Genomic DNA, 23,326 nt, shown 5'->3' on the forward strand with positions numbered 1-23,326 from the left:
ACAGTCGGCGGGGGAGGCCAGGCTGCTTCACCGGTTGTTTTTCAGAACCGCTTGTTTTCAGAACATATGTATCTCTGAACAGGTTCGTATGCGAACAGTTTATTATGAAAGTAATTACTTATTCAAGGAAAATATTTATTCAGATGAATAAATTGATGGCAAATCTCTGTCTGTGAGGTGATGCGCAGGTGATCTTGATATGTTTTTCTCAGAAATAAGAATGGATTTAATTTGTATCTAATTGAAAATTAAGATGAAACTATTTAATTTTTCTTTTGGCTGCTCCCCTGGTTTTTCAGGGGAGCGATGCGGTCAGATGTTTGAATGAATCAGCTTTCCAGTGAATAAGTATTTATGTAGACAGACTTTTCAGGAAACTGGCGTGGTGAGCATGACTGCCGGTTTCGACTGGCCGGAATGCTTTTGCGGCTCTGGTTCCGGGAGTTCTCTGACGGCTAATTTTCCGTTTATGGTCAACGGAAATGCCTGTACCGGAATGATCATTGCCGGCACCATGTATGAGGGCAGATGATAACTCAGCCAGGATCTGAGGTCTTCGGTATCGATAGTCTGGCCCGCCACATAGCCGGTTAAAACCGGACCGTGCCGGAGCTCTTTCACCAGTACCACGGCATCTTCAACACCGGCAAAACTGAGCATCACATTTTTAATCTTATCCGGTTCGATGCGTAACCCCCGGATTGTGATCTGATGATCCTGACGCCCCTGATAATAGATTTTTCCGTCGGTGGCGAAATAAACCCGATCACCCACCTTGTACATGGTTTCATTCTCATTCAGCAGATCCGGCACAAAATATTCTTCTGTCAGCGCCGGCTGATTCCGGTAACCTCTGGCAACACCGGCGCCGCCTATCATCAGCTCGCCCCATGACCCGGGAGGTAACAGTTGTTGATGCGGGTCGACGACGTATAAGCGGGTATTGGCAGTCGGAACACCAATTGACAAGTCTCCGGCATGAAAATCAGCATTGACAGAGGTTGAAAAAGAAGTCTCTGCCGGTCCGTACACATTGAGCAGGCGGCAGTGTGAGAAACGGGCCAGCAGGGTGGCGGTACAGGGTTCACCCCCCAGTAAAATCGTGGTTCCCGGTGTGAAATCTTCTGCCTGATGGCAGGCCAGCAGACTGGGTGTCATGACCAGCAGACCGACCTGTTGTTGCCGGAGTAACTGAGCCAGCGGTTTACCCGGTGTGGCTGAGAGTTTATCAGCAATGACCAGTGTTGCCCCACTGAGTGTTGCCATCATAAATTCCAGAACGGACATGTCAAAACCGGGGGCGATAAACTGTAACAGACGCTGCCCCGGCAGAATATCAGCTGCGGCAATCATCGAACGGGCAATCGCGACCAGATTACGGTGGGTGACTTCAATCCCTTTGGGCTGGCCGGTCGTTCCTGAGGTATAAATGAGATAAGCCAGTGAAAACGGGTCAACTGCCGGCAGAGTTTGTGTGGGCGGCGTGAAGTGGGCCAATAATGCAACCGACAGGTAACACTGCTTATCAGCCAGCAGGCAGGAGTAATAGGTCTGATCGGTGATCAAAAACAGGGCGGGATCTGTATCCTGCAAAATGTATTCAATCCGCTCCGGAGGCAGCTCCGGGTCAACCGGTACATAACAGATACCGAGCCTGAACAGTGCTGTCATGGCGATGATACTTTCAAGACTTCTTGATGCCAGCACTGCGACACACTGATTTTGTGCGATATTTTTGCTGAGCAGATAACCGGTGAGCCGGTCTGCATAGTCATCCAGCATTTGATAAGAAATATGCTGTTCGCCACAGATAATGGCGGTTTGTCCGGCATACCGGTTCACACTCTGTTGAAAACTTTCCCGGAATACAGGAAGGCGGGCAATGGTCGCCGGACAGGGGTAAACCCTTTCCGCTTCGTGGTCGAGAAATAAACTGAACGACGGAACGGGCATTGATGGCTGGTCAGCCAACCGGGTCAGTAAGGTCAGAAAACGCTGGAAGTGCAGGTTCAGGTCTTCCTGAGTAAACAGGGCACCATTGGCATTGAAGCCGAATTCCAGACTACCGTCAGTGTTGCGGTCAAAAATATCAATTCCCAGATGATCTGCCGGGCCGCTGGCCTGATTACGGAGACGGGTTTCTGTCTCACTGAAACCGGTCGTCTGATCGTATCCGGCCACATTGAGCAGAATCTTAAATAACGGGGTATTCCCCCGCTGCTCCTGCAGATCCTGCACAAGTTGTGCATGCCGGTAAGTCTGGTGGCGCAGGTGACTGTGAAGCTGACGCTGCACAGCGACAGCGACAGAAAGCACGGTACTTTCATGATTCAGGAACAAATGCAGTGGCAGAATATTGGCCACCATAGCCGGTATATGGTGCAATGCTTTCAGTTGCCGGGCTGCAACCGGCATACCGAATACCAGCTCCGGTTCGCCGGTCGTACGGTAAATATAGGTGGCACAGGCAGCCATCAGCAGTTCCGGCATACTGAGGCTATGCCGGGTTGCAATCGTTCTGAGCCGGGTGACAAGGTGGCCGGAAATAACCCGGCGCAGCCGGAGCAGCCGGGTGAGCGGCGCATCACCGGGAACCAGCTGCACCGGCTCTGGCAGGTGCGCGCAGTAGTCAAGCCAGTACCGGCGGTCTTTCAACATCTCCGGGCTGCCGGGATAGTCAGCGTCTGCCTGCGCTGCTGTTTCCAATGGAGGATACTCCGCCAGTTTGACAGGCAGCCCGTTGTACAGTGCATTATAAATGGTGACTATTCTGCCGGAGATGAGCCGCCTGGTGTATTCGTCTATGATTAAATGGCTGCCAAGCTCAACGAAGTCATACAGGTCAGGGGCGGTGCAGATGAGAATGAACCTGGCCAGCGGGCCTGTCTCCGGATTCATTTCCTGTTCAATCTGCGCCTGAATATACGTCTGGCAGGCCCGTTTCGGGTCAGCCCGGTCAGATAAATCAATGTATTCCAGTGCTTCCACACCCGATGGTTCACTTTGTACGATCTGCTCCGGCAGAGCCGTCTGTTGTGAGGGTTGAAAACAGACTCTGATGGCTTCTGTTTCTGTAAACACCATTTGCACTGCCAGCCTGAGCAGGTTGATATCGGGTTTTCCTTTGATTTCCAGGATATCGCATAAATGATAATTCCGGTTGACTCCGGAATGTTGAATGGCCAGATATACTTCCTTTTGCGCAGTACTTATTTGGGGGGGGCTTGCTTCAAACATATTATATCCTTATCCGTCCTGATATATCCGATTTATATTTAACTGGTGATTATGTTTGTTCTTTTATGTCGGTTCGGAAATTAATTCGTTTTTCATTATGTATTTATCATTAATGACTGATGTTAATAATGAAAATGGTTTTTGTGACTGACAGGTGAAATAGTTTTAAATGGCTTCCGGCCGGCATTCACCTGCTGTTCAGTACAGTGTTTTTCATGTTGTGATTTCTTATTAATTTGTTGTAATTCTTCATTTTTTGTTGGTTTTTCACTGCCCGTCATGAACGTTTTTCATATTGAGTTAATGGGTCTGATTTCATTCATGTTCATGTCTGATACATCGTGTAAGAGCAAAACAGATTAATGATAAATTATTTATTAACCTGAGGTTAATAAATTAATTTAAATTAAAGATGAGTTCAAGATGTGTCAGTTTTTAAATGGATTCGTTTATATTAACGGCGCGGTTATTGTGAGGGTTAATATTTTAAAATGATTATTTCTAACAGGATTAATTAATTTTGTGATCTGCTGTGACAGAAATGAAATTAATATCCCCGGATAATCTGAATCATGTATCTTCAGGTTATCCGGGGATAGAATTGTGTGCTGCTTTTAGTGAATCCGTACCCACCAGCTCAGTGCTATCTGGTTTTGGGTATGGCCGCGATTCGTGTTTGCACCCACAGACCAGCGGCTCATATCCAGTTTCCCTTCAGTATTCAGCATCACGTACCAGTGATAAGCATTGTCCTGAAATCCGAATTTGCTGTTATCGGCATCCATCGAGCGAATACTGATATGGCTGGTGTTCATGCAGGCGGCATAGCCATCTTTCACTGCGGTCCACTCACAGTGAAGGGACATGGTCAGATTATTGCTGCCCGCATAAGAAACTTTCACATCCGCACCGTTGCTGATGGCAGCAGTCAGTGAGTCGATATCACCGGAGAGCTTGTTTCCCTGTGCGTCATTCTGATAAACCTTTACCCAACCGGTTTGTTGTTCCCATGTCGCGGCGAAAGCCGATGAGCCTGCGACAAAAAGTGTCAAGAGAGCCAGAATGCATAATGCACATTGTTTTTTCATTTGAGTTTCCTTTCTGAGTGATAAAAATTGCGGCTCAGTATAGAACTCGATATGCAACTGGTTTTGCTTTAGATCATGATTTGTGATGCTGTGTATTGTGTCAGCAGGTTTTTATATACCCAAACAACCTGAACCCTGCATCTTCAGGTTGCTTGGGTATATAAATTTAATTGCACAATCAAGTGAAATTATTGTGTCTGATAACCTTTTTGTTGTTAAATTATTTGATCTGACTGAATTATTTTGTACACTGTTTAAAATTGTCACTTCAGACTTTTGTTTTCCGGAAATATTCCTTTGGATATCAGTGTCCTGAAGTCAATGAATCGTTTCAAAAGTCACGTTATATACCCAAACAACCTGCATCTTCAGGTTGCCCGGGTATTAAAGATAAAGGAAGTTTCATGCAGAAGTTATTCATCGCAGTACTGTTTTGTTTCATGCTCTCAGGCTGTTTCGACCCGGTTACATTTGATGCCAGTAATGAATCAACGATGAAAATATCGTCCCGGAATATTGCCAAATCTATGTCTGAGGAGCAGAGGGAAGAGTTCAGCCGGGCGGTGATGTATTTTTCAATGGGTGGCACCGAAGGGCTGAAAAAAATTATGACTGCGATTGACGATGCACAAAGAGATCAGATATTTGCGGAACATCTGGCCGTGATTAATGGCCTGACTGGTGATGAGATACTGGAAAAATACCGGTCGCTGACCAGCCATTAATGATTGAAACCCATTCAGTTTTATCCATTTCCCCCGATGACAAAAATCCCTGAATTCGTATTCAGGGATTTTTGTCTCTCAACACGACGTTTTATTTCAAGACAGCTATCCGCCATCTTTATTCCGCTAACAACCTGAAAAATAAATCGTTTTACCCGGGATTTTTCCGGCTGATTCAGACAGGATCAAAACTGATCTGTACATTTATTCAGCTATACCGGCAGGTGTGGCGGACAGGGAAAGTGAACAACGATTTATGTTGCCACATTCACAAGATGCATCAATGAATCGTGCAAGATAGTGAACCTGATTTAATACTCAATCAGGTGAATTAAATCAGTTGGGTATTTCTATGCAAAAACTAAATATACCGGATGGGCTGCACATTCGTCCTTCAACGGCGGCTGATAAGCCTTTTCTTGAAAAATTACACCACGCAACCCGGCAGGATTTGCAATGGATTGATGGTGAGAAAGATTTGATTGAATCGATTGTTGAGCTGCAGTTTCAGGCTCAAACCGGGGGATATGGAGAGCAATTTCCAAACGCGATGTATTTCATTATTGAAAAACAGCGCGAACGTATTGGTAAAGCGACGATTGACTTTGGGCATAACGAAGTGCGTTTGGTTGATATCGCTTTCTTACCCGAAGCCCGGGGACATGGCTTCGGTAAAGCAATTATTCAGTCTTTTCAAACGGCGGCAGCTCAGTCTGGTTTACCGGTGTCTCTGACGGTGATGCAGCAAAACCTGAATGCGAAACAGTTTTATATCAGTTTGGGATTTCAGGTCGAATCAGTCACTGCACCTTATGAATTAATGGTGTGGTATCCCCCGGCAGTGAAAATTATCGCTGGTGGATAAGTGTTTTCTGGCCTTTGCCGTTTGGCAACGACAGAGCAATACAATCAACAAACAGGGAGCAACTATGAGTTTTGATCAATTTACCAAAGAAGTCCTTGAACCTTTTACGGGTAAGAGCATTTGTGTCTGTGATAAAGAAAGTGGTGCAACACTATCCGAGTTACAGATTGAAAAAGTTACGGAAACAGAATCCGGGGAATTTGATTCTCTCTCTGTGATACTCAAAGGTAATCCGGAGGTGCAGCTGCCGCAGAATACATACACATTTAAAAGCGAAGCTTTTGACGAAGTTGAGTTGTTTATGGTGCCTAACTCGGTTGACAGCTATCAGATTATTGTGTCGAGAAAAAAATCCTGATTGCTCAGGTGATGATTTAATTCCGGGAATCAGCTATGGAGAAATAATTATGTCAGATCCTTTCATTGGTGAAATTATGATGTGGGGCTTTAAATTCGCACCTGTACATTATGCTAAGTGTGATGGACAACCCCTCGAAATCAGTCAGTACAACGCACTTTTTGCTCTGGTTTACAATACTTTTGGTGGTGATGGCCGGGTGAATTTCCAACTGCCCGACTTACGTGGCAGAGCACCGATGCACATAGGTTATGGTATCGATATCGGCGATAAGTATGGTTTTGAGTCCGTGGTTTTGACCGAGGCAAATACCGGACACCGCCATCTTGTGACAGCTTCAGCGAATCAGGCGGAAGAGATTACTCCATTTGATACTCACTCAGGCGCAGGCAATTTCCCGGCAGTGGCCCAGGGTGTTGATTTATATGGTGTGCCTTCCGGCACAGTTGCTTTGGCTCCTGATGCTTTGACCAGTACAGGAGGAAATAAGTCTCACAGCAATATGCAGCCTTCCCTGGTGATTAATTTTTGTATTGCGTTGGAAGGTGTCTTTCCAAGCCGCAGCTAAACAAAGGAGAACATTATGTCAGAGAGTTATACCGGAGAAATCCGCATGTTTGGGGGCAATTATAGTCCGGTTCACTGGGCTTTTTGTGATGGACAAGAGCTGGCAACCAGTGCTCAGCAAGAGCTTTTTTCACTGTTGGGTTCGCTCTATGGCGGTGATGGCCGGTCAACTTTTGCTTTACCGGAAATGAGAGGACGGGTTCCGTTGCATTACGGACAAGGTCCGGGGTTGACAAACCGGTTTCCCGGGCAACGTTTTGGACAGGAAGGCGTTGTGCTAACCAAAGATCAGATCCCCTTACACAGTCATTCTTTTATGACTTCTTCTGAACCACCGGCCAGTGGATCGCCATCATCATCTGAAGTGATCGGGGCGGGTTATGCTTTCTCTGACAAATCATCGATTGCCGGGAAGATGAATGAAGGCATGATTCAATATGCAGGAAGCGGTGCGGCGCATTACAATATGATGCCTTACAGTGTTGTCAATTTTATTATTTGTATGATTGGCTTATACCCTACGCGAAGTTAGGCGCAATTGAGCTTTGGTGGTTCAGTGTTGTTGAGAGCAAAAGGCCGGCAGACTCCGGATTTCTGTTTTGAGTCTTCGGGCTGTATATCATTTCAGGTTAAGGAGAATAGTTATGCCTGTTACATCTTTCATCGGTGAAATTGTCATGAACGTCTATCAGTTTGTCCCGCGTAATTTTATGAATTGCTCAGGCCAGACGATTTCGATTAGTCAATATACCTCGCTTTACGCTGTGATTGGTTCGATCTATGGCGGCAATGATATGAACACATTCTGTGTTCCGAACTTAATGGGTCGGGTTCCGGTTCACTCCGGGCTGGGGCCGGGGTTGAATTACCGGCAACCCGGTGAAAGGGGGGGATCTCAGGATGCGTTGTTAACCACAGCGATGCTTCCGGCGCATAATCATGTGATGAGTGCTTACCTCAATCCTCAGCCTTCAAATCAGCCGGGAAATAAATATATCGGTATTGTGAAGGCATCAGATGATCCAACATCAAGTCTGATTCCTGCTTATGTAGGGAAAGCGGATCTATCCCCGGATGCAGATTTGAATTATAAGTCAGTCAGTTACAGCGGAGAAAATGAGGAACATGAAAACAGGCAACCATTTCTTGGTTTAAGGTTTTGTATCTGCCTCGCCGGGATCTATCCGGCCCGGAGTTAATCCGCCTGTTACCTGACATCAGGCTGAGGCTGATATGGCAAGATATGATTAATTGCCATATCAGGTTGTCCTCACATTTATTGTCTCCATCTCAGACTATTTTCATTGATTTGCCTGTCTTAGCCCTTGAAACAGCCGGAAATTATGTTGTGTTGTTCACAAGATGAACCACGTAATCTGTGCGGGTATACAATCTGTTCGATAATTAACTGTGTTATATAAACCAGTTGAATACACATAGGAAGTGAATTTATTAGTCCAGGTGCATAACCTGACCATGGTAACAGTTCAATCTGACTTGTCGGCGCAGGCTGAATTGATCATATGGCGTGTACCTGTTGAGTGGCAAGGATAATGCCGATAGTACAGAGAGGAAGGAAAAAATGAAGCTGAGATGGGTGAGTTCCATCATCATGGTGATGTCTGCAACATTGTTTAGCAATCTGGCTTACAGTTATAACTGCCTTTCGGGCACGTGTTTTGATGGCCCGAATGTTAACCAGTCCTGTTCGGTGGATGCTGATTGTGATGCTTCCGATACCACCGCGCCTGTGTTCGAAAACAGTACCCCGTCACAAAGCAGTGTTGCAGAAACCTCGGTGACTATCGACGTCGACATCGATGAAGGCGGCACAGCATATGCCGTTGCTGTGGCTGACGGTGATGGTGCGCCTTCTTCGGCGCAGGTTATCAGCGGCCAGAATTCATCAGGAAGCAGTGCGGTTGCCAGTGATAGCATCACATTAAGCAGCGGCACGTTCTCCGGCACCCTTTCCCTGACCGGCTTAACTGCCGGAACTGCGTATGATATTTATGTGGTGGCGCAGGACGATGAAGGTTCACCAAACATCCAGGCTTCACCCACCAAAGTGGATATCACCACGGTTTCAGCCAATAACGCACCCGAAGTTGACTTAAATGGCGCGACCGGCGGCACCGATAACAGCGCCGCTTTCTCTGAAGGTGGCAGTGCAGTTGCGATTGCCCCGGCGGCGACGGTCACCGAAGCCGATGGCGATACCATCACGACAATCACCGTGTCACTGACCAATGATCAGGATGGCGCGGCGGAAGGGCTGAATATCACTGCGGCCGCTCAGGATGCACTCGCCGGTATTTCCGGATCATCGGATATCACTTTACAGGATACGATTTCAATCACCGGTGCGACGGCAACCGCCGCTGAGGTGCAGACTTTCCTGCGAACCATCACTTACAACAATACATCATCCTCGCCCGATGAAACTGCCCGGACGGTGACTGTGGTGATCAATGACGGCACCGATGACAGCACCACCCGGACCTCAACCATCAGCGTGACCAATATCACGGCGGCATCAACCACAGCATCGGCCTTTAATACCACCAATGGCACCAATCTCTCGCCGGCGATCAGCTTCAGCAGTGATGATGAAACCCTGACCATTGGCAGCATCAGCCATACTGCCGGCACCGCCAACGGTGTGGGTGGCACCAATACACTGGTGGCGATTGACGGCGCGGATATCAGCGGCTGGACGCTATCGAATTTCAGTACCCTGAACGTGCCAGCCAGTACTTCCCTGACGCTGACTTCAGTGCAGCATAATCTGTTCAGTACCTTTACCGACAATGCTTCACAAACTTTAGTGCTGACTTCCGGCAGTGATGCCGTGACCGGTAATGCCGGTATCGAAACCTATCAGTTAGGTGCCGGTTATAGTGGAATCTTTACCCTTGGCACTACCGGACAAAATGTCACCGGTACGGATACATCGGCAGAGACGGTTGATATTGATACGCTGACGGCAACCGGCACCCTCAGTGGCGGCACCGGCACGGATGTGCTGATGATGGGCAACGGCAGCAGCATTTCGGGTGCGACTATTTCCGGATTTGAGACCCTGACGCTGGATTCCGGCGCGTCGGTGACCATGACCGAAGCGCAGCATGATGGGTTTACCACCATCAATGGCGCCGGAACGGAGCAAATCACCATCTCTGCCGCAACCGATGGCCTGACCGGCAATGCGGCGATTGAGACTTATGTTCTGGGCGTGGCAAACACAGTCACGCCGGGCTCCGTGGCACAAAATATTACCGGCAGCAGCGGCGCTGACATTGTGAACCTGACCAGTGGCGCGTATACCTCAACCCTGAACGGCGGAGCCGGGACCAATACGCTGGCGCTGTCCAACGGGGCGGATATCATCGGTGCGACGGTCAGTAACTTTTCTGTCCTGAGTTTACCTGACGGCGCGACAGTCGATATGCTGGCGACGCAACAGGCATTGTTCAGCAGTGTCAGTGCCACCGGCACACAGCAAATCAATCTCAGCGGCGACGGAGACTTTACCACCCTGGCCGGGATTGAAACCTATGTGGTTGGCGATGACAGCACCAATACCCGGACGGTGACGCTGGGCGCCGCCACGACGGATGTGTCTGCGACTTCCGGCACCGATGTGGTGACCTTTCATCTCGGCACACTCACATATACCGGCACACTCACCGGGGCGGGGGCTGACGATATCGTTCAGCTGAGCAATGGCGCCGATATTACCGGCGCAACATTCAGCAGTGTGCCGAATCTGGTGATTGATTCGGGCGCTTCAGTGACGATGACAGAAGCGCAGCATGATGCGTTCAGTTCGGTCACGGCAGCGGGCACCAACTCAGTCACCATCTCGGATGCCACCGATGGCTTTACCGGCAACACGAGTGTGGAAAACTATACCCTTGGTACAGCGAACAGCATCACGCTGGGCACAACCGGCTCCGCACTGACGCAGAATGTCACCGGGTCAACCGGTAACGATACTGTCAGTCTGGGCGTGGCTGCTTATACCGGCACGCTCAATGGCGGCGATGGCAGTGACACCCTGGTGCTGGCCGACGGTGCCAATGTCTCCGGCGCCACGGTGACCAGCTTTGAAAACCTGACGCTGGCCTCAGGGGCTTCCGTCACCATGAGTGCCAGCCAGCTGGCGCAGTTCAGTGGCACGATAACCGCTACGGGTTCAGAAACGATGATAATTGTCGGCGACGGTGACTTTACCACCTTATCCGGGGTGGAAAGTTATATGGTGGGCGATGATACGACCAACAGCCGCACCATTACGCTGGGCGATGCCACAACCCATGTGACGGCAACGTCGGCAACCGATGCAATCACCTTTGAACTGGGCTCACTGACCTATACCGGCAGCCTGAGCGGGAACAGCAGTGTTGCGGATACCCTTTCAGTGGATAACGGCAGTGATATCAGCGGGGCGACGATCAGCGGAGTCAGTCAGGTGACGGTAACCAGTGATGCCAGTGTGACGATGACTGCGGCGCAGGTCAGTGCGTTGACCGGCACAGTGACTGCGCCGGGCAATGAAACATTCAATATCACCGGCGATGGCGACTTCACCACACCGGATAATATTGAAACGCTTGTGGTGGGTGATTCATCCACCGACAGCCGGACCATCACCCTGGGCAGTGCGTCTGTCTCGGTGACTGCAACCTCCGTGAGCGATGCGATCACCTTTGATGCCGGGACGCAGGCCTATACCGGGACATTGACCGGTGACAGCACGGTAGCAGATACCCTGACTATGGATAACGGCGGTGATATCTCCGGAGCCACTGTCACGGATGTCACCAACCTGACGCTGGCTTCCGGTGCCAGTGTGACCATGACACCGGCACTGCTCAATGGTTTCAGTGGCACGATCACCGCGCCGGGCAGTGAAACCCTGGTGCTCTCCGGCACCGGCACGCTCAGCGGCACGAATCTGTCTGAAATTGAAACGCTGGCAACCGCGTCTCAGGCCAGTTCTGATGTTGTAACACTTTCTGCTGCAATTGCCGACGGCAAGACCTTAACCGCAGGTGATACCGGCAGTGACAGCTTTACAGTGACCGGTTCAGCCGGAACGCAGTCGATCACCGGTAGTGCGGGCGGTGATACCATCGATGGTGGTGGCGATGATGATACGCTGAGTCCGGGCGCAGGCACCGACACCATGACCGGCGGCGATGGTGAGGATACTTTTACCGGCAGCATCAGCGATCTCAACGGCGACACCATCACCGATTTGTCCGCAGATGACAGGGTGTACCTGACCGGTGTCACCGGGTTGTCTTTCAGTGATGTCAGTTACAGCAGTGGCGGCGGAATCCTTCAGGTCGATACCGATTTGAACACCGGTAACGGGTATGAAGTGCAGCTGACATTGTCCAATAGTGCCGGAAATAACCTGACGGTCGATAGTGTGACAGATGCCGGGAGTGATTCGCTGATCACCTTTGTTTCAAATAATACCAATCCGGTCATCTCCATTGGCTCAACGCTGGTGACCGATGAAAACAGCAGCCAGACACTGACCTTCACTTATACCGATGCTGATGGCGATACGGTCACCGCGGTGCAGAAAACCGCTCCGTCTCATGGCAGCATCAGCATCAGCGGAACCAGTATTACTTATACGCCAGTGACTGATTACTATGGCAGTGACAGCTTTGAAGTGACCCTGAGTGATGGCAATGGTTACACGGTGGACCAGACGATTACGGTGACAGTCAACGAAGTCAGCAACAATTCCGGTGGTTCAAACAACTCCGGTGGTTCCAATAACTCCGGTGGCACAACGACTCCGGTGAATAATGCGCCGGTGATCACTCTGGGCTCTGCATTGATCACTGATGAAGATACCAGCGGGACGGTCAGTTACAGTTATACCGATGCGGATGGCGATACGGTCACCGCACTGGTGAAAACCGCGCCTGCGCACGGCAGCCTCAGCCTCAGCGGCACCCGTATTACTTATACACCTGAAGCCGATTACAGCGGCAGTGACAGTTTTGTCCTGACGTTAAGTGACGGCAATGGTTACAGCACCAACCGGACGATTAACGTGACGGTTAATGCCGTCAATGATACGCCTGTCGCGAATGATGACAGCCTGTCATTTACTGCAAATTCTGCCGGAACTTATACGCTGGATGTGCTGGCCAATGACACCGATGCAGATGACGATGCACTGCAGATTATCTGGGTGACCACCAGCAGCGGGACGGCTGCGATTCAGGGCAATGCGGTAGTGCTGACGACAGACACCACCGGCACATTTACCCTGAAATATGGTATCAGTGACGGTAACGATGGCACCGACAGCGCTCAGGCAACGGTGGTGATCACCAGTGATGATGCGCTGGCACCAACAGTCACACCGCCGGTGGATGTGGAAGTTAATGCCACCGGGTTGTTTACTAAAGTTGATTTGGGCGTTGCAACGGCTCAGGACAGCAGTGGGGAAGCACTGCCGGTTGCGCTGGCTGAAGGCAATACGCACTTCAAACCAGGGTTACATACCGTTTACTGGAAAGCCGAAGACAGCAGTGGCCGGGAAGGCAAAGCCAGCCAGAGGGTGACGGTGCATCCGTTAATTTCGATTGATAAAGATGCCGACACCACGGAAGGGACCACGCATACGGTCGGGGTTTATCTCAACGGGGAAGCGCCGGCTTATCCGGTGACGATTCCATATACGGTCAGTGGTACGGCAGACAGTGCCGATCATGATTTGACGGATGGTTCTGTGGTGATTAGCAGTGGCACCACCGGCAGTATGACCTTTAATGTGGCCGATGATGAGGTCACAGAAGGGACGGAAACCCTGGTTATCACGCTGGACAGCAGCCTGAATCTGGGCAGTCATTCCAGTTATACACTCAGCATTTATGAGGCCAATGTGGCGCCTGAAGTGAGTGTGGCTCTGACACAGGGCGGAGAATCCCGGGCGGTGGTGGAAAACAGCACCGATGTGGTGACCGTGACTGCGACAGTGACGGATGCCAACGCCGGTGATACACATACTTATCAATGGATAACTAATGATACGGGCATCGTCAATACCAGCAGTCAGGATGGGGTGTTTACTTTCTCTCCTGATGGCCTGACTGCGGGTATTTATCATCTTGGGCTTGAAGTGAGTGATGGCACCGCCACCACCACATCAGATATTTATATCGAAGTCGTGGACAGCCTTGCGGTGCTGGGCAGTGATGACAGTGACGGCGACCAGATTCCGGACAGTGAAGAAGGGTATAAAGACAGTGACAATGATGGTATCCCGGATTATCAGGATGCGATCAGTGAATGTAATGTGATTCAGGAACATGCACTGGTTTCAGAGAACTATCTGATCGAAGGGGAAGAGGGCGTTTGTCTGCGCAAAGGGGCCACGCTGGCAGCAAATGAGACCGGTGGTGCCCGCTTGCTGACCTCTGAGCTGGCGGATGATCCGCAGGCGCAAAATGTCGGCGGGGTGTTTGATTTCATCGCCTACGGTCTGCCGACATCCGGTCAGGATTACCAGATTGTATTGCCGCAGCGATTACCTGTTCCGGCCGATGCGGTTTACCGGAAATACACGGCGACAAGTGGCTGGACCGACTTTGTGGAAAATGCCGATAACTATGTTTCTACAGCCGCCGGGGAAGAAGGGTATTGTCCGCCTCCGGGAGACAGTGCCTGGACGCGTGGCCTGACCGAAGGACACTGGTGTGTGCAGCTGACGATTCAAGATGGTGGTCCGAATGATCATGACAACATGGAGAACAGCGCCATTGTTGATCCCGGCGGTGTGGCAACCCGGTCGGAAAACCGCCTGCCGGAAGCGGTGGATGACAGTGTGACGGTTGAGATCAACGGTTCGGTGACGATTGATGTGCTGAGTAATGATACGGATGCTGACGATGATTCACTCTCCGTGCTGAGTGCAACGGCCGAACTGGGTCAGGTTGTGGTGGCCGGTAATGCGCTGGTTTACACGCCTGCGGCAGAATTCTACGGCACGGATACGGTGCATTACAGCGTGACGGATAATCACGGGGGAACGGCCTCAGCTGCGGTCACGGTGAATGTGACCAAATCGTCCGGCGGTACGTCGACACCGTCGGATCCGGCATCATCATCTTCGGGCAGTAGTGGCGGCACCGGTGGAATTGTGGTGTTTGTACTTGGGGTGTTAGGCATTCTGCGCCGCAAACACTAGTCGCTGACTGATGTTTATCCGGGGCTCTCAGCAAGGTGCTGAGAGCCTTTGTTGTTTCCGCCGGCAGGTATGTCAGGCTGGGATCTGCCGGATGAAAGCTTTATCGTGAAACTTAATTTTGTCGCTCGCAGGTATAGCTGGTTCCGCTTCCGGATTTGCTTATTTTGCCATTGCCCTGCTGTTTGATTTTCCAGTTCAGTGTATCTGCGCGCTTAGGCAGGAATTTCGTCATTTCATCCATATAAGCATTGGTTGCATCACTCAGTGCCTTTGCTGATGACTGATCGATAGACTCAAAAAGCACATTGTTACGCATCACCCAGGTGCCTTGATTGACAACCTGCATCGCCATATATTCTTTGTTGTTTTTCCCGATAATGCGAATATCGGTTGAGACCGAAAAAGATTGGTCCGGGTTGTAGCCGGCGATCACATTGAAAGAATAATTCAGCCATTTCGGCAGGGGTTCACCGTCGGCAGTCATATCTTCCTTTTGGGTCGGTAATTGTAGTTCCAGCGTACAGTGCCAACGCCCGGTGATGTCAACCTGCTCCTGAGGTGTTGTTGCACACCCGGCCAGTACTGCTGATACCAGCAAAATTAACATGCTTTTCATGATTCAATACTCCGTTGTTCAAATGATGGCGTATTAAATCATAACGATGTCAATTCACAATAGAATTATGGATAATAAATTGATATACCCAAGCAACCTGAATCCTGCATCTTCAGGTTGCTTGGGTATATAAATCTGAGCGGAGGCGTCTATGAAGCACATCGAAATCCTGATGGGGGATATTACCCGGGTAAAAGCAGATGCGATTGTCAATGCCGCAAATCCGGTGATGCTCGGCGGCGGAGGCGTGGATGGCGCCATTCACCGTGCGGCGGGGCCGGAGCTGCTGGCGGAATGCCGCAAAGTCAAAGCTGTCAATGGGGTGCGTTGTCCGTTTGGACAGGCCAGGATTACTCCGGCCGGGCAGCTACAGGCAAAGTATGTGATTCATGCAGTCGGGCCGGTTTACCACCGGGAAGACAATCCACAGGCACTGTTGCACTCTGCCTATGAACAGGCTTGTGAACTGGCGCTGGAAAATCATTGTCATTCAATTGCTTTTCCCGCGATTTCCTGTGGTGCATATGGCTTTCCGCATCAGGAAGCAGCTGAGATTGCTCTGGCGGTGTGCGCGCAGGAAAAATTCAGTCAGCTGACGATCCGGTTCTATCTGTTTGAGCCACCGCTGCTGCGGATTTTTCAACAGGCCCTGACTACGTTATTTACCTGAATACCTGAATACCTGAATTCTGTCTTTTCAGGATATTTGGGTATCGTTGGGGCATTGGTCCAAAATCATGATATGATAATTATTTCGCTTATCATTAAAAATACAGTGACTTATACCCAGGCAACCTGAATCATGCATTTTCAGGTTGCCTGGGTAAAAAATGCAGTTATTTCCGGAAGATGGAAATACTGAAAAGGAATGCCAGCGTCAGATAAGGAGGTCTTATGACAAAAACACTTACGGGTGGATGCTGTTGTGGGAAAGTCAGTTTTTCAGCAGAAGATCGTTTTAGCCGCTTTTACTTTTGCCATTGCCGGCAGTGCAGAAAAATGACAGGTTCTGCCCATGCAGCCAATCTGTTTACCGCACCGGATAATATTGCCTGGGAACAGGGCACTGAATTTATCAAACACTTTTCCTATCCGGGACGGGGCTTTGCCAAAACCTTTTGCACGGAATGCGGTTCCGCCTTACCTTTTCTTTCCTCCGGCGGGAAGTACCTCATTGTACCGGCCGGCAGCTTAAATGAAGAACCCTCGAAAGAGGTCGATGCGCAGATTTTTTGTGCCGAACAGACCCGGTGGCATCTTCATGGCCTTGCTGTGAAAAAAATGCCGGGATTTCCGGAATAACAACATTGCCCGGAGCGGGCTGTGTTTTCTCAAGACTGAAAACAGGTGAGTTTTCAGTCTTCTTTTCTTTTTGTGTTGTGAAAAATCAACGTTTTTTAACCACTTTCAGGGATATAAAGTGTATGTTTAAACTGTCCTTTAAGAAGAAGGTCGTGGCATTAATTATTGCAGCCATCTTTACCACCATTCTGGTTTCATATCTGAGTGTGAATTACTTTATCAGCCATTATATTTCCCGGGCTGATTCTCAATATATCAAACATAATGTTCAGCTGTTGCAGAAAAAGCTGAGCACTGAGCTGAACGGCAAAATTGCTCTGGTCAATAATCTGAATTTCAGCATGATGGATATCGCCGATGCGCAGAAGAAATCCGGTTTTTCTGATGTGGTGAAAGTACTCAATGGTTATGCTTTCAATTCGGAAGGCGCCATGGATGAGGCGGATGCCGCCCCTCTGATCCAACAGGCAGAAAATCATCCGGAAGGGCTGGTGATTAGCCCGGTGACGGAAAATAATGGGAAGCAGACACTGATGTTTTCTGTCCGCCATGTGGATGACAGCGTTGACTTTTTTGTGCTTGATTTGAGCTACCTGGCGGATGTGATTCAAACTTATACGCTGGACGGCAGTTATGCTGAGCTGAAGGTGGGAAATACGACGATTTACTCCGATAAATCGGGCGATCATTTACTACCGGTCCGGGAAAATATTCAGTTTGGCGGACAAACCTGGCAACTGACCGGCTATATCGATCAGGATGAGATTCAGCAAAATACCGATGTTCTGAATAATAAGATTACGCTGGGCTTGCTGATTTGTGCCGTGCTGGTGATTGGACTGAGTATTATATTTCTGCATTTTGCTTTCCGTCCTTTACTGCGCCTCAGTTCACTGGTGCACCATCTGTCGCAGGGCAGTGGCGATTTGTCCCGGCGTCTGGCGGTGGAAACACAGGATGAAATTGGTCAGATTTCTCATTCGATCAATTTGTTTATTGAAAAGCTGCAATCGATGTTCCGTGAAGTCTCAGACACTTCCGGCGGAATCGATGTTGCGGTACACCAGCTGACCCGGCAGGCGGAGTCTAATGTCCGGACGCTGGAACAACACACGATAGAAACTGAGCAGGCGATTACTGCGATTGAAGAACTGAGTGCTTCTGCCGGTTCGGTCGAACAAAGTGCCGGTGATACCGCCGCACTGACTGAGAAAACCAGCCAGTATGCGGAAGATTCGAAGCAGACGGTGGGCGATGCGGTGGCAAGTGTCAATGCGCTGGTGAGTCAGGTGGAGTCGATGTCTGACACCATTCATACCATGAACCGGGATACGCAGCAGATTGGTTCGGTGCTGGAAGTGATTGGTGACATTGCTGAACAGACCAATTTACTGGCTTTAAATGCGGCCATTGAAGCGGCCCGTGCCGGAGAGCAGGGACGTGGTTTTGCGGTGGTTGCCGATGAAGTGCGGGCGCTTGCCGGGCGGACGCAGCAGAGTACCTCGCAGATCGGTGAGATGCTGGATAAGCTCAACACTGCCGCGGACAATGTGGTGGCTGAGATGGAATCTACCCATCACCGGTGTGAAGACACGGCCGAAAATACCAATAAAGTCATGGATTCCCTGAATATTGTGACGGACTCAGTCAGTGAAATTAATGACCTCAACACACTGATGGCGACGTCAGCACAGGAGCAAAGCCATGTTGCTGCCGAAGTCAGCCGCAATATGGTGGCGATTCAGGAGATGGTGCGCGCGCTGAACAGCCATGCAGCTCAAACCACCGAGGTGAGTACCGAATTAAGCAAAACCTCAAAAGGGCTGACGGCTGTAGTCGGGCGGTTTAAAATTTAATCCGGAAGCGGCGGTATGCTGCATCCCAAGCCGGCGGTTGTGCAGCGGTGGGCTTTTTTACTGGCTTCAGGTCATCTGCTCCAGCGCAATTAAATTATCCAGCGCTACCTGATTGGTGTTGCCGCAGACATCCGGACAGGGCTGAAAACTCAGGCAGACCTTTGGCCGTTCCGGTTTGCCAAACAGCTTGCACAGGTTGTTTTCATTGAGCTGAATACAGCGTACCCCGGCCGGTTTGCCATCCGGCATGCCGGGAATTGATGACGAGATACTTGGCGCAATACAGCAGGCACCACAGCCGGTACGGCAGTCCATAATAATCCTCTGAGAATCGGGTAAGCAGATGAGCGGGGAACCGCAGGCCGCGGATTTTAGCAGAAATTGTAGGTTGATGTGGAAAAATAAACCACTTTTACCAGAGAAGATATCCCCGGATAACCCGCATCTTCAGGTTGTCCGGGGATAAAGTTATCTGATATCCGCAGGTGCAGAGTTAAACCACCGTAATCACCTGCTCAGCTGCAAGCCGTGACTTGGGTTGATTGAGGTTATAGTCACCTTCATCATCATGATAACCAATCGCCAGCGCGACATGGCAGTCGTAGCCAGCGAGCTCTTGTGCAAAGAGGGTTTTCAGTAATTCACCGTCAATGCCTTCCATGGTGGTGGAATCAATTTTCAGCCGGGCGAGGGTGTGCAGTGCGTTCCCCAGTGCGATATAAGTCTGGGCCCGCGTCCATTCGGTATGATGGCCCTGTGCATCCAGATTACTTTCCACAAAGCTGTAAGCACCGGCCATCAGGGCCCGGCTTTCCTGCGATATCCGGTTATCGGCGATATTTTGGTTAATCACGACATCATAATCTTCCGGGGTGTATTTAATTTTGTTGGCAAACAAAATGATATGAGAGCAGGCTTTGATATGAGGTTGATTAAACTGAAATTTTTCAGCAAATGAATCATGCATTTTCTGCTTTGCTGCCTCCGATTCAATCACAACAAACTTCCAGGGCTGGGAATTGATGGAGGAAGCGGATAAACGCAGTGCCTCAAGCAACACATGGAGATCTTCCGGGGAAACTTTTTTAGCCGGATTATATTTTTTCGCGGTATAGCGCTGTGTCAGGTCTTCAATAATGGCGTGTGTCATAAAACTCTCTCTGTTTGATATGGTTTCGTACACGTATTGCAAAATACGGCGGTATTTTTGTATTATCAGGAAACAAAAGTCAACCAGTATACTTTTAGTAACCTTGTTGTAATTAGGGGAAATGAATATGACGACAGAAGCCGGAAACCGGCAAACCCCATCGGGCTGTCCTTCGCCGTGTTCTATTGAACGGGGAATGCGGCTGCTGGGCAGTAAGTGGAAAGGTACGATTCTGTGGCATCTGAAAGACGGACCGCTGCGCTTTAATGCCTTGTGCCGGATGATCAGCGGTGCCAGTAAGAAGATGATTGACCAGCGGCTCAAAGAGATGGAAGCGCAGAATCTGGTTATCCGCACGGTGATTAATGACCGGCCCATTGCGGTGTCTTATGAACTGACTCCCCTGGGCAGGACGGCATTAGATTTTTTGGAAACGCTGAAAAACTGGGTTGAGACGCATGACATGTAACTGGCCGGAGATTGCGCTTGAATGTTGGCCTGCGGGCAGGTATAAAGCGTGTCCGGTACATTTATCTTCTTCAACCTTTATTCAGGGCAGCACATCATGACAGCACCATTCTGGCAGACCAAAACACTGGAACAAATGAGCGAACAGGAATGGGAATCCCTGTGTGATGGCTGTGGCAAGTGTTGCCTGCATAAACTGATGGATGAAGAAACGGATGACGTCTATTACACCAATGTTGCCTGTAGCTTGCTGAACAGTAAAACCTGCGCCTGTAAAGATTATCCGAACCGGTTTGAGTCCGGCGAAGAGTGCCTGAAACTGACCCGGGATAAAATTGATGAATTCCACTGGCTGCCGGACACCTGCGCCTACCGCCTGCTGGCCGCCGGTGATGAATTACCGGCATGGCACCCGCTGATCACCGGCTCCAAATCCGCCATGCATGCGGCCGGTGAGAGTGTGCGCGGCAAGGTGGTGTATGAGATTGATGTGGTGGACTGGGAAGATCATATTTTGAATCATCCTCGTGAGAATCGGTGATATCAAGGCGTATCAAAGGGTGTGAGCTACCCCGTTTATCAATAATCATCAATATTTATCTATATTAAGAAATTTTGTAGTCACATTGTAGTCATTTTTTTAGGTTGGTCAGCGGGTTTTTTGTGACGACATCTTCCAGGTGATCTGGTGCAAGGTGGGCATAGCGCATCGTCTGTTTTATGTCACTGTGGCCTAAGATGCGTTGAAGGGCAATAATGTTTCCGCCATTCATCATATAGTATGATGCAAATGTATGGCGTAAGACGTGTGCGGCTTGCTGTTTCAGGCGGGGAACATGTTTGATGATGAAACGATAAATAGTTGTATATCCAATGCTGAATAATGGCCCGGAACCTTCTTTATAAATCTCTTCGTAAAGCTCGGGGCTGATGGGTACTGAGCGGTTCTTTTTCCCTTTTGTATGGGTAAAGGTGACTTTGTATTTAGTCAGTTGTGCTCCGGTCAGACTTGCAGTCTCTTTGAACCGGCCGCCTGTTGCCAGACAGAGCTTAATAATTTTTTGCACGTCATCGTGAAATTCATGTGCTTCTGCGGCTGTGATCAGTTTTTCCATCTCGTCTACAGTCAAAAACTCCATTTCAGTTTCATGTAGTTTAAACTGGCGAACAGCAGCCAGAGGATTTGTTCCTTTCCACTCCTCCATCCGGATAAGTTCAACAATGACTGCATTGAGTAAGTCCTGCTCGTTATTACAGGTGCGAAAAGTTACCGCGACTTTACGCCCGTTTAAGTCTGCAATTTCTCCCGCTAAGCGTGCCGCACGAAACTCAGTAAACATTTTGGCGGTCAGCTTTTGATAGAGCGGGTCGCCCATGCCTAATGCTATGACTTTAAGTTTATTGTAGGTGTACTTTGAATGTGTCAGTGACTGACCGTGCCGTTCCTGCCAGAGATCAATCATATCCATTAGGCTACGGTGTTGAGATTTTTCACCAAGCCATGGTTTATCATCGACTTCTTTTAAAACGAACTTTTCATAAGCAAGCGCTTCGCCTTTTGTGGCAAAGCGTTTGCGAACCCGTTTTCCTTTGCGGCCCTGTGGGTAAACATCACAGAGCCAGGGCTTTTTATTTCCGTCTTCGAGTTTTCTTACTGACATTCTCTTATTATTTCAAATGACCTTGCATCATCATAAGAATAATAGATGTGTCATTTATTTTTTGATTAGTAAACATTTGTTTATTCTCTTGTGGATCTTCTTTCTCTTCGAAAGATGTATCCAATGCTGTGACCAGAGATTCAGCATAAGGTCGCAAATCATCCACACTGTTGATTTTTGATGAGACTGATGGAGCTAATTTATGAGCATTATAAAGAGCTTGGTACAATCCTGCTGCGGTCACTAACTTTTGATTATATGTGGCTTTTTGCCAATCTAAAGCTGTTTTGCCCCGTACTTCCCCACCTTCATACCACTTTTGCGGCTCAACTTTTTCAACTACAGTTTTGAGTGGTTCCTGTGATTTAGAACTAACCTGTTGAGTTGTTGATGAAACAATATTCTCTTCAGCAACTGGTTTTTCTGGCGGAGGGGCGAGAGAGACGACAAGAATTGAGATGGCTAACCAGCTAAAAGAAATGATTTTTGCTTTTCCTGAATACCCTTTTCTTAATGTGAACCATGAAAATATGAGGGGAATTAGTACAATTCCTATACCTAACCCAATACTAACTTTTTTATCGCTCATTTTTATTATCCTGATTGTGATGGTGATAAATTCCCACCAAAGTGTATGACTTCTTTACTTTGGCATTGTTATTAAGTTGATAACCTGCTTGCCAGAAAAATGTATTTCGATATCATCAAGAATGAAATAGTCTTTAAGTGTTTTGACATTGACCAGTTTTAGAGATACGTGGATTTTTGCTTGTTTACCGGCTTTATCCAGTGAATCGATCAGGACAGATGCTTTTGTTGGATGTTTGGAAGACAGGATGAATGTATTACCGTCAATATTGCAGCTTGCACCAATACGACCAGTTGATTTGTGTTCTAACGTTGCATTAAAGCTTTGTGCTATATCTGAACGCAGTAAGGTGACTGAACAAAAATTATGTTCATCTTGTTTTATCGTAATATCAACGGCTGGTTTTGAATTCATCGTATAAGGAAAATCAGAGACAGAAACATCATTGACTTCAAATGATGTCGCTTCACCTGAACAACCAGACAGCGTTGCTGTTATTGCTACAGCTAACAACGCCGCTCTTAACAACCGATTTTTCATATTAACTTCCTGAACCAAGTGTAAAAAAGAAGTCAAACTTTAACAAAAATCACATTGATATAAAATTGATATAGATAAAA

The 23,326-nt window shown here is 48.8% G+C and carries 20 protein-coding genes; 12 read left to right on the forward strand and 8 right to left on the reverse strand.

The features are described 5' to 3' along the window. Positions 1 to 369: 369 nt before the first annotated feature. Positions 370 to 3,237 carry a non-ribosomal peptide synthetase gene (locus OC443_RS07630; RefSeq protein WP_073585180.1) on the reverse strand — a complete coding sequence of 956 codons (2,868 nt, stop codon included), beginning with the start codon at positions 3,235 to 3,237 and terminating at the stop codon, positions 370 to 372. Between the two features lie 614 nt (positions 3,238 to 3,851). Further along, a complete protein-coding gene (locus OC443_RS07635; protein ID WP_073585182.1) occupies positions 3,852 to 4,325 on the reverse strand; it encodes a hypothetical protein in 474 nt (157 codons plus the stop codon). A gap of 404 nt (positions 4,326 to 4,729) precedes the next feature. Here OC443_RS07635 and OC443_RS07640 point away from each other — a divergent pair, with 404 nt between their 5' ends. The 7 genes from OC443_RS07640 to OC443_RS07670 all read left to right on the forward strand — a co-directional run bounded on the left by OC443_RS07640 (position 4,730) and on the right by OC443_RS07670 (position 15,064). Then, entirely contained in the window at positions 4,730 to 5,050 is a 321-nt protein-coding gene (locus OC443_RS07640; protein WP_073585186.1) for a DUF6694 family lipoprotein, read from the forward strand. A gap of 352 nt (positions 5,051 to 5,402) precedes the next feature. Beyond that, the gene (locus OC443_RS07645; RefSeq protein ID WP_073585188.1) at positions 5,403 to 5,915 is read left to right on the forward strand and encodes a GNAT family N-acetyltransferase; all 513 of its coding nucleotides are present in this window, start codon (positions 5,403 to 5,405) and stop codon (positions 5,913 to 5,915) included. Positions 5,916 to 5,979: 64 nt separating this feature from the next. Continuing rightward, complete coding sequence (locus OC443_RS07650; RefSeq protein ID WP_073585190.1) at positions 5,980 to 6,273, forward strand: DUF6916 family protein; 294 nt, start codon at positions 5,980 to 5,982, stop codon at positions 6,271 to 6,273. A gap of 49 nt (positions 6,274 to 6,322) precedes the next feature. Continuing rightward, positions 6,323 to 6,841: a phage tail protein gene (locus OC443_RS07655; RefSeq protein WP_073585192.1), complete on the forward strand. Its 519-nt coding sequence runs from the start codon at positions 6,323 to 6,325 to the stop codon at positions 6,839 to 6,841. 15 nt (positions 6,842 to 6,856) lie between these two features. Then, positions 6,857 to 7,372 (forward strand): phage tail protein, encoded by a 516-nt coding sequence (locus OC443_RS07660; RefSeq protein WP_073585194.1) that lies wholly within the window; start codon positions 6,857 to 6,859, stop codon positions 7,370 to 7,372. A 112-nt stretch (positions 7,373 to 7,484) separates the two neighbouring features. Further along, the gene (locus OC443_RS07665) at positions 7,485 to 8,039 is read left to right on the forward strand and encodes a phage tail protein (protein ID WP_073585196.1); all 555 of its coding nucleotides are present in this window, start codon (positions 7,485 to 7,487) and stop codon (positions 8,037 to 8,039) included. Positions 8,040 to 8,422: 383 nt separating this feature from the next. Next, entirely contained in the window at positions 8,423 to 15,064 is a 6,642-nt protein-coding gene (locus tag OC443_RS07670) for an Ig-like domain-containing protein (protein ID WP_073585198.1), read from the forward strand. A gap of 112 nt (positions 15,065 to 15,176) precedes the next feature. On the opposite strand, the gene OC443_RS07675 is transcribed toward OC443_RS07670, so the two are convergent. Further along, complete coding sequence (locus OC443_RS07675) at positions 15,177 to 15,680, reverse strand: hypothetical protein (protein ID WP_073585200.1); 504 nt, start codon at positions 15,678 to 15,680, stop codon at positions 15,177 to 15,179. A 151-nt stretch (positions 15,681 to 15,831) separates the two neighbouring features. Between OC443_RS07675 and OC443_RS07680 the strand changes: the two genes are divergently transcribed. The 3 genes from OC443_RS07680 (at position 15,832) to OC443_RS07690 (ending at position 18,838) form a co-directional block, all read left to right on the forward strand. After that, complete coding sequence (locus OC443_RS07680) at positions 15,832 to 16,350, forward strand: O-acetyl-ADP-ribose deacetylase (RefSeq protein WP_073585202.1); 519 nt, start codon at positions 15,832 to 15,834, stop codon at positions 16,348 to 16,350. 224 nt (positions 16,351 to 16,574) lie between these two features. Then, a complete protein-coding gene (locus tag OC443_RS07685; protein ID WP_073585203.1) occupies positions 16,575 to 16,982 on the forward strand; it encodes a GFA family protein in 408 nt (135 codons plus the stop codon). A 122-nt stretch (positions 16,983 to 17,104) separates the two neighbouring features. Further along, positions 17,105 to 18,838, forward strand: a complete 1,734-nt coding sequence (locus OC443_RS07690; protein ID WP_073585329.1) for a methyl-accepting chemotaxis protein — start codon at positions 17,105 to 17,107, stop codon at positions 18,836 to 18,838. Between the two features lie 66 nt (positions 18,839 to 18,904). Here the strand turns inward: OC443_RS07690 and OC443_RS07695 are convergent, their stop codons facing one another. Continuing rightward, positions 18,905 to 19,153 carry a YkgJ family cysteine cluster protein gene (locus OC443_RS07695; RefSeq protein ID WP_073585205.1) on the reverse strand — a complete coding sequence of 83 codons (249 nt, stop codon included), beginning with the start codon at positions 19,151 to 19,153 and terminating at the stop codon, positions 18,905 to 18,907. Positions 19,154 to 19,331: 178 nt separating this feature from the next. Then, positions 19,332 to 19,988 (reverse strand): NAD(P)H-dependent oxidoreductase, encoded by a 657-nt coding sequence (locus OC443_RS07700; RefSeq protein WP_073585207.1) that lies wholly within the window; start codon positions 19,986 to 19,988, stop codon positions 19,332 to 19,334. Positions 19,989 to 20,115: 127 nt separating this feature from the next. On the opposite strand from OC443_RS07700, the gene OC443_RS07705 reads away from it, so the two are divergent. Next, positions 20,116 to 20,457, forward strand: a complete 342-nt coding sequence (locus OC443_RS07705) for a winged helix-turn-helix transcriptional regulator (protein WP_234976433.1) — start codon at positions 20,116 to 20,118, stop codon at positions 20,455 to 20,457. A 96-nt stretch (positions 20,458 to 20,553) separates the two neighbouring features. Continuing rightward, entirely contained in the window at positions 20,554 to 20,997 is a 444-nt protein-coding gene (locus tag OC443_RS07710; protein ID WP_073585331.1) for a YcgN family cysteine cluster protein, read from the forward strand. Positions 20,998 to 21,088: 91 nt separating this feature from the next. On the opposite strand, the gene OC443_RS07715 is transcribed toward OC443_RS07710, so the two are convergent. Genes OC443_RS07715 through OC443_RS07725 form a run of 3 tightly spaced genes read right to left on the reverse strand, consistent with a single transcriptional unit; the run spans position 21,089 to position 23,246 of the window. Further along, positions 21,089 to 22,117 carry a phage integrase gene (locus tag OC443_RS07715; protein WP_073585211.1) on the reverse strand — a complete coding sequence of 343 codons (1,029 nt, stop codon included), beginning with the start codon at positions 22,115 to 22,117 and terminating at the stop codon, positions 21,089 to 21,091. 7 nt (positions 22,118 to 22,124) lie between these two features. Next, positions 22,125 to 22,706 carry a hypothetical protein gene (locus OC443_RS07720; RefSeq protein ID WP_073585213.1) on the reverse strand — a complete coding sequence of 194 codons (582 nt, stop codon included), beginning with the start codon at positions 22,704 to 22,706 and terminating at the stop codon, positions 22,125 to 22,127. A 54-nt stretch (positions 22,707 to 22,760) separates the two neighbouring features. Beyond that, positions 22,761 to 23,246, reverse strand: a complete 486-nt coding sequence (locus OC443_RS07725; protein ID WP_073585215.1) for a hypothetical protein — start codon at positions 23,244 to 23,246, stop codon at positions 22,761 to 22,763. Positions 23,247 to 23,326: the final 80 nt, after the last annotated feature.

The organism is Vibrio quintilis, from assembly GCF_024529975.1.
Taxonomy (GTDB): Bacteria; Pseudomonadota; Gammaproteobacteria; order Enterobacterales; family Vibrionaceae; genus Vibrio; species Vibrio quintilis.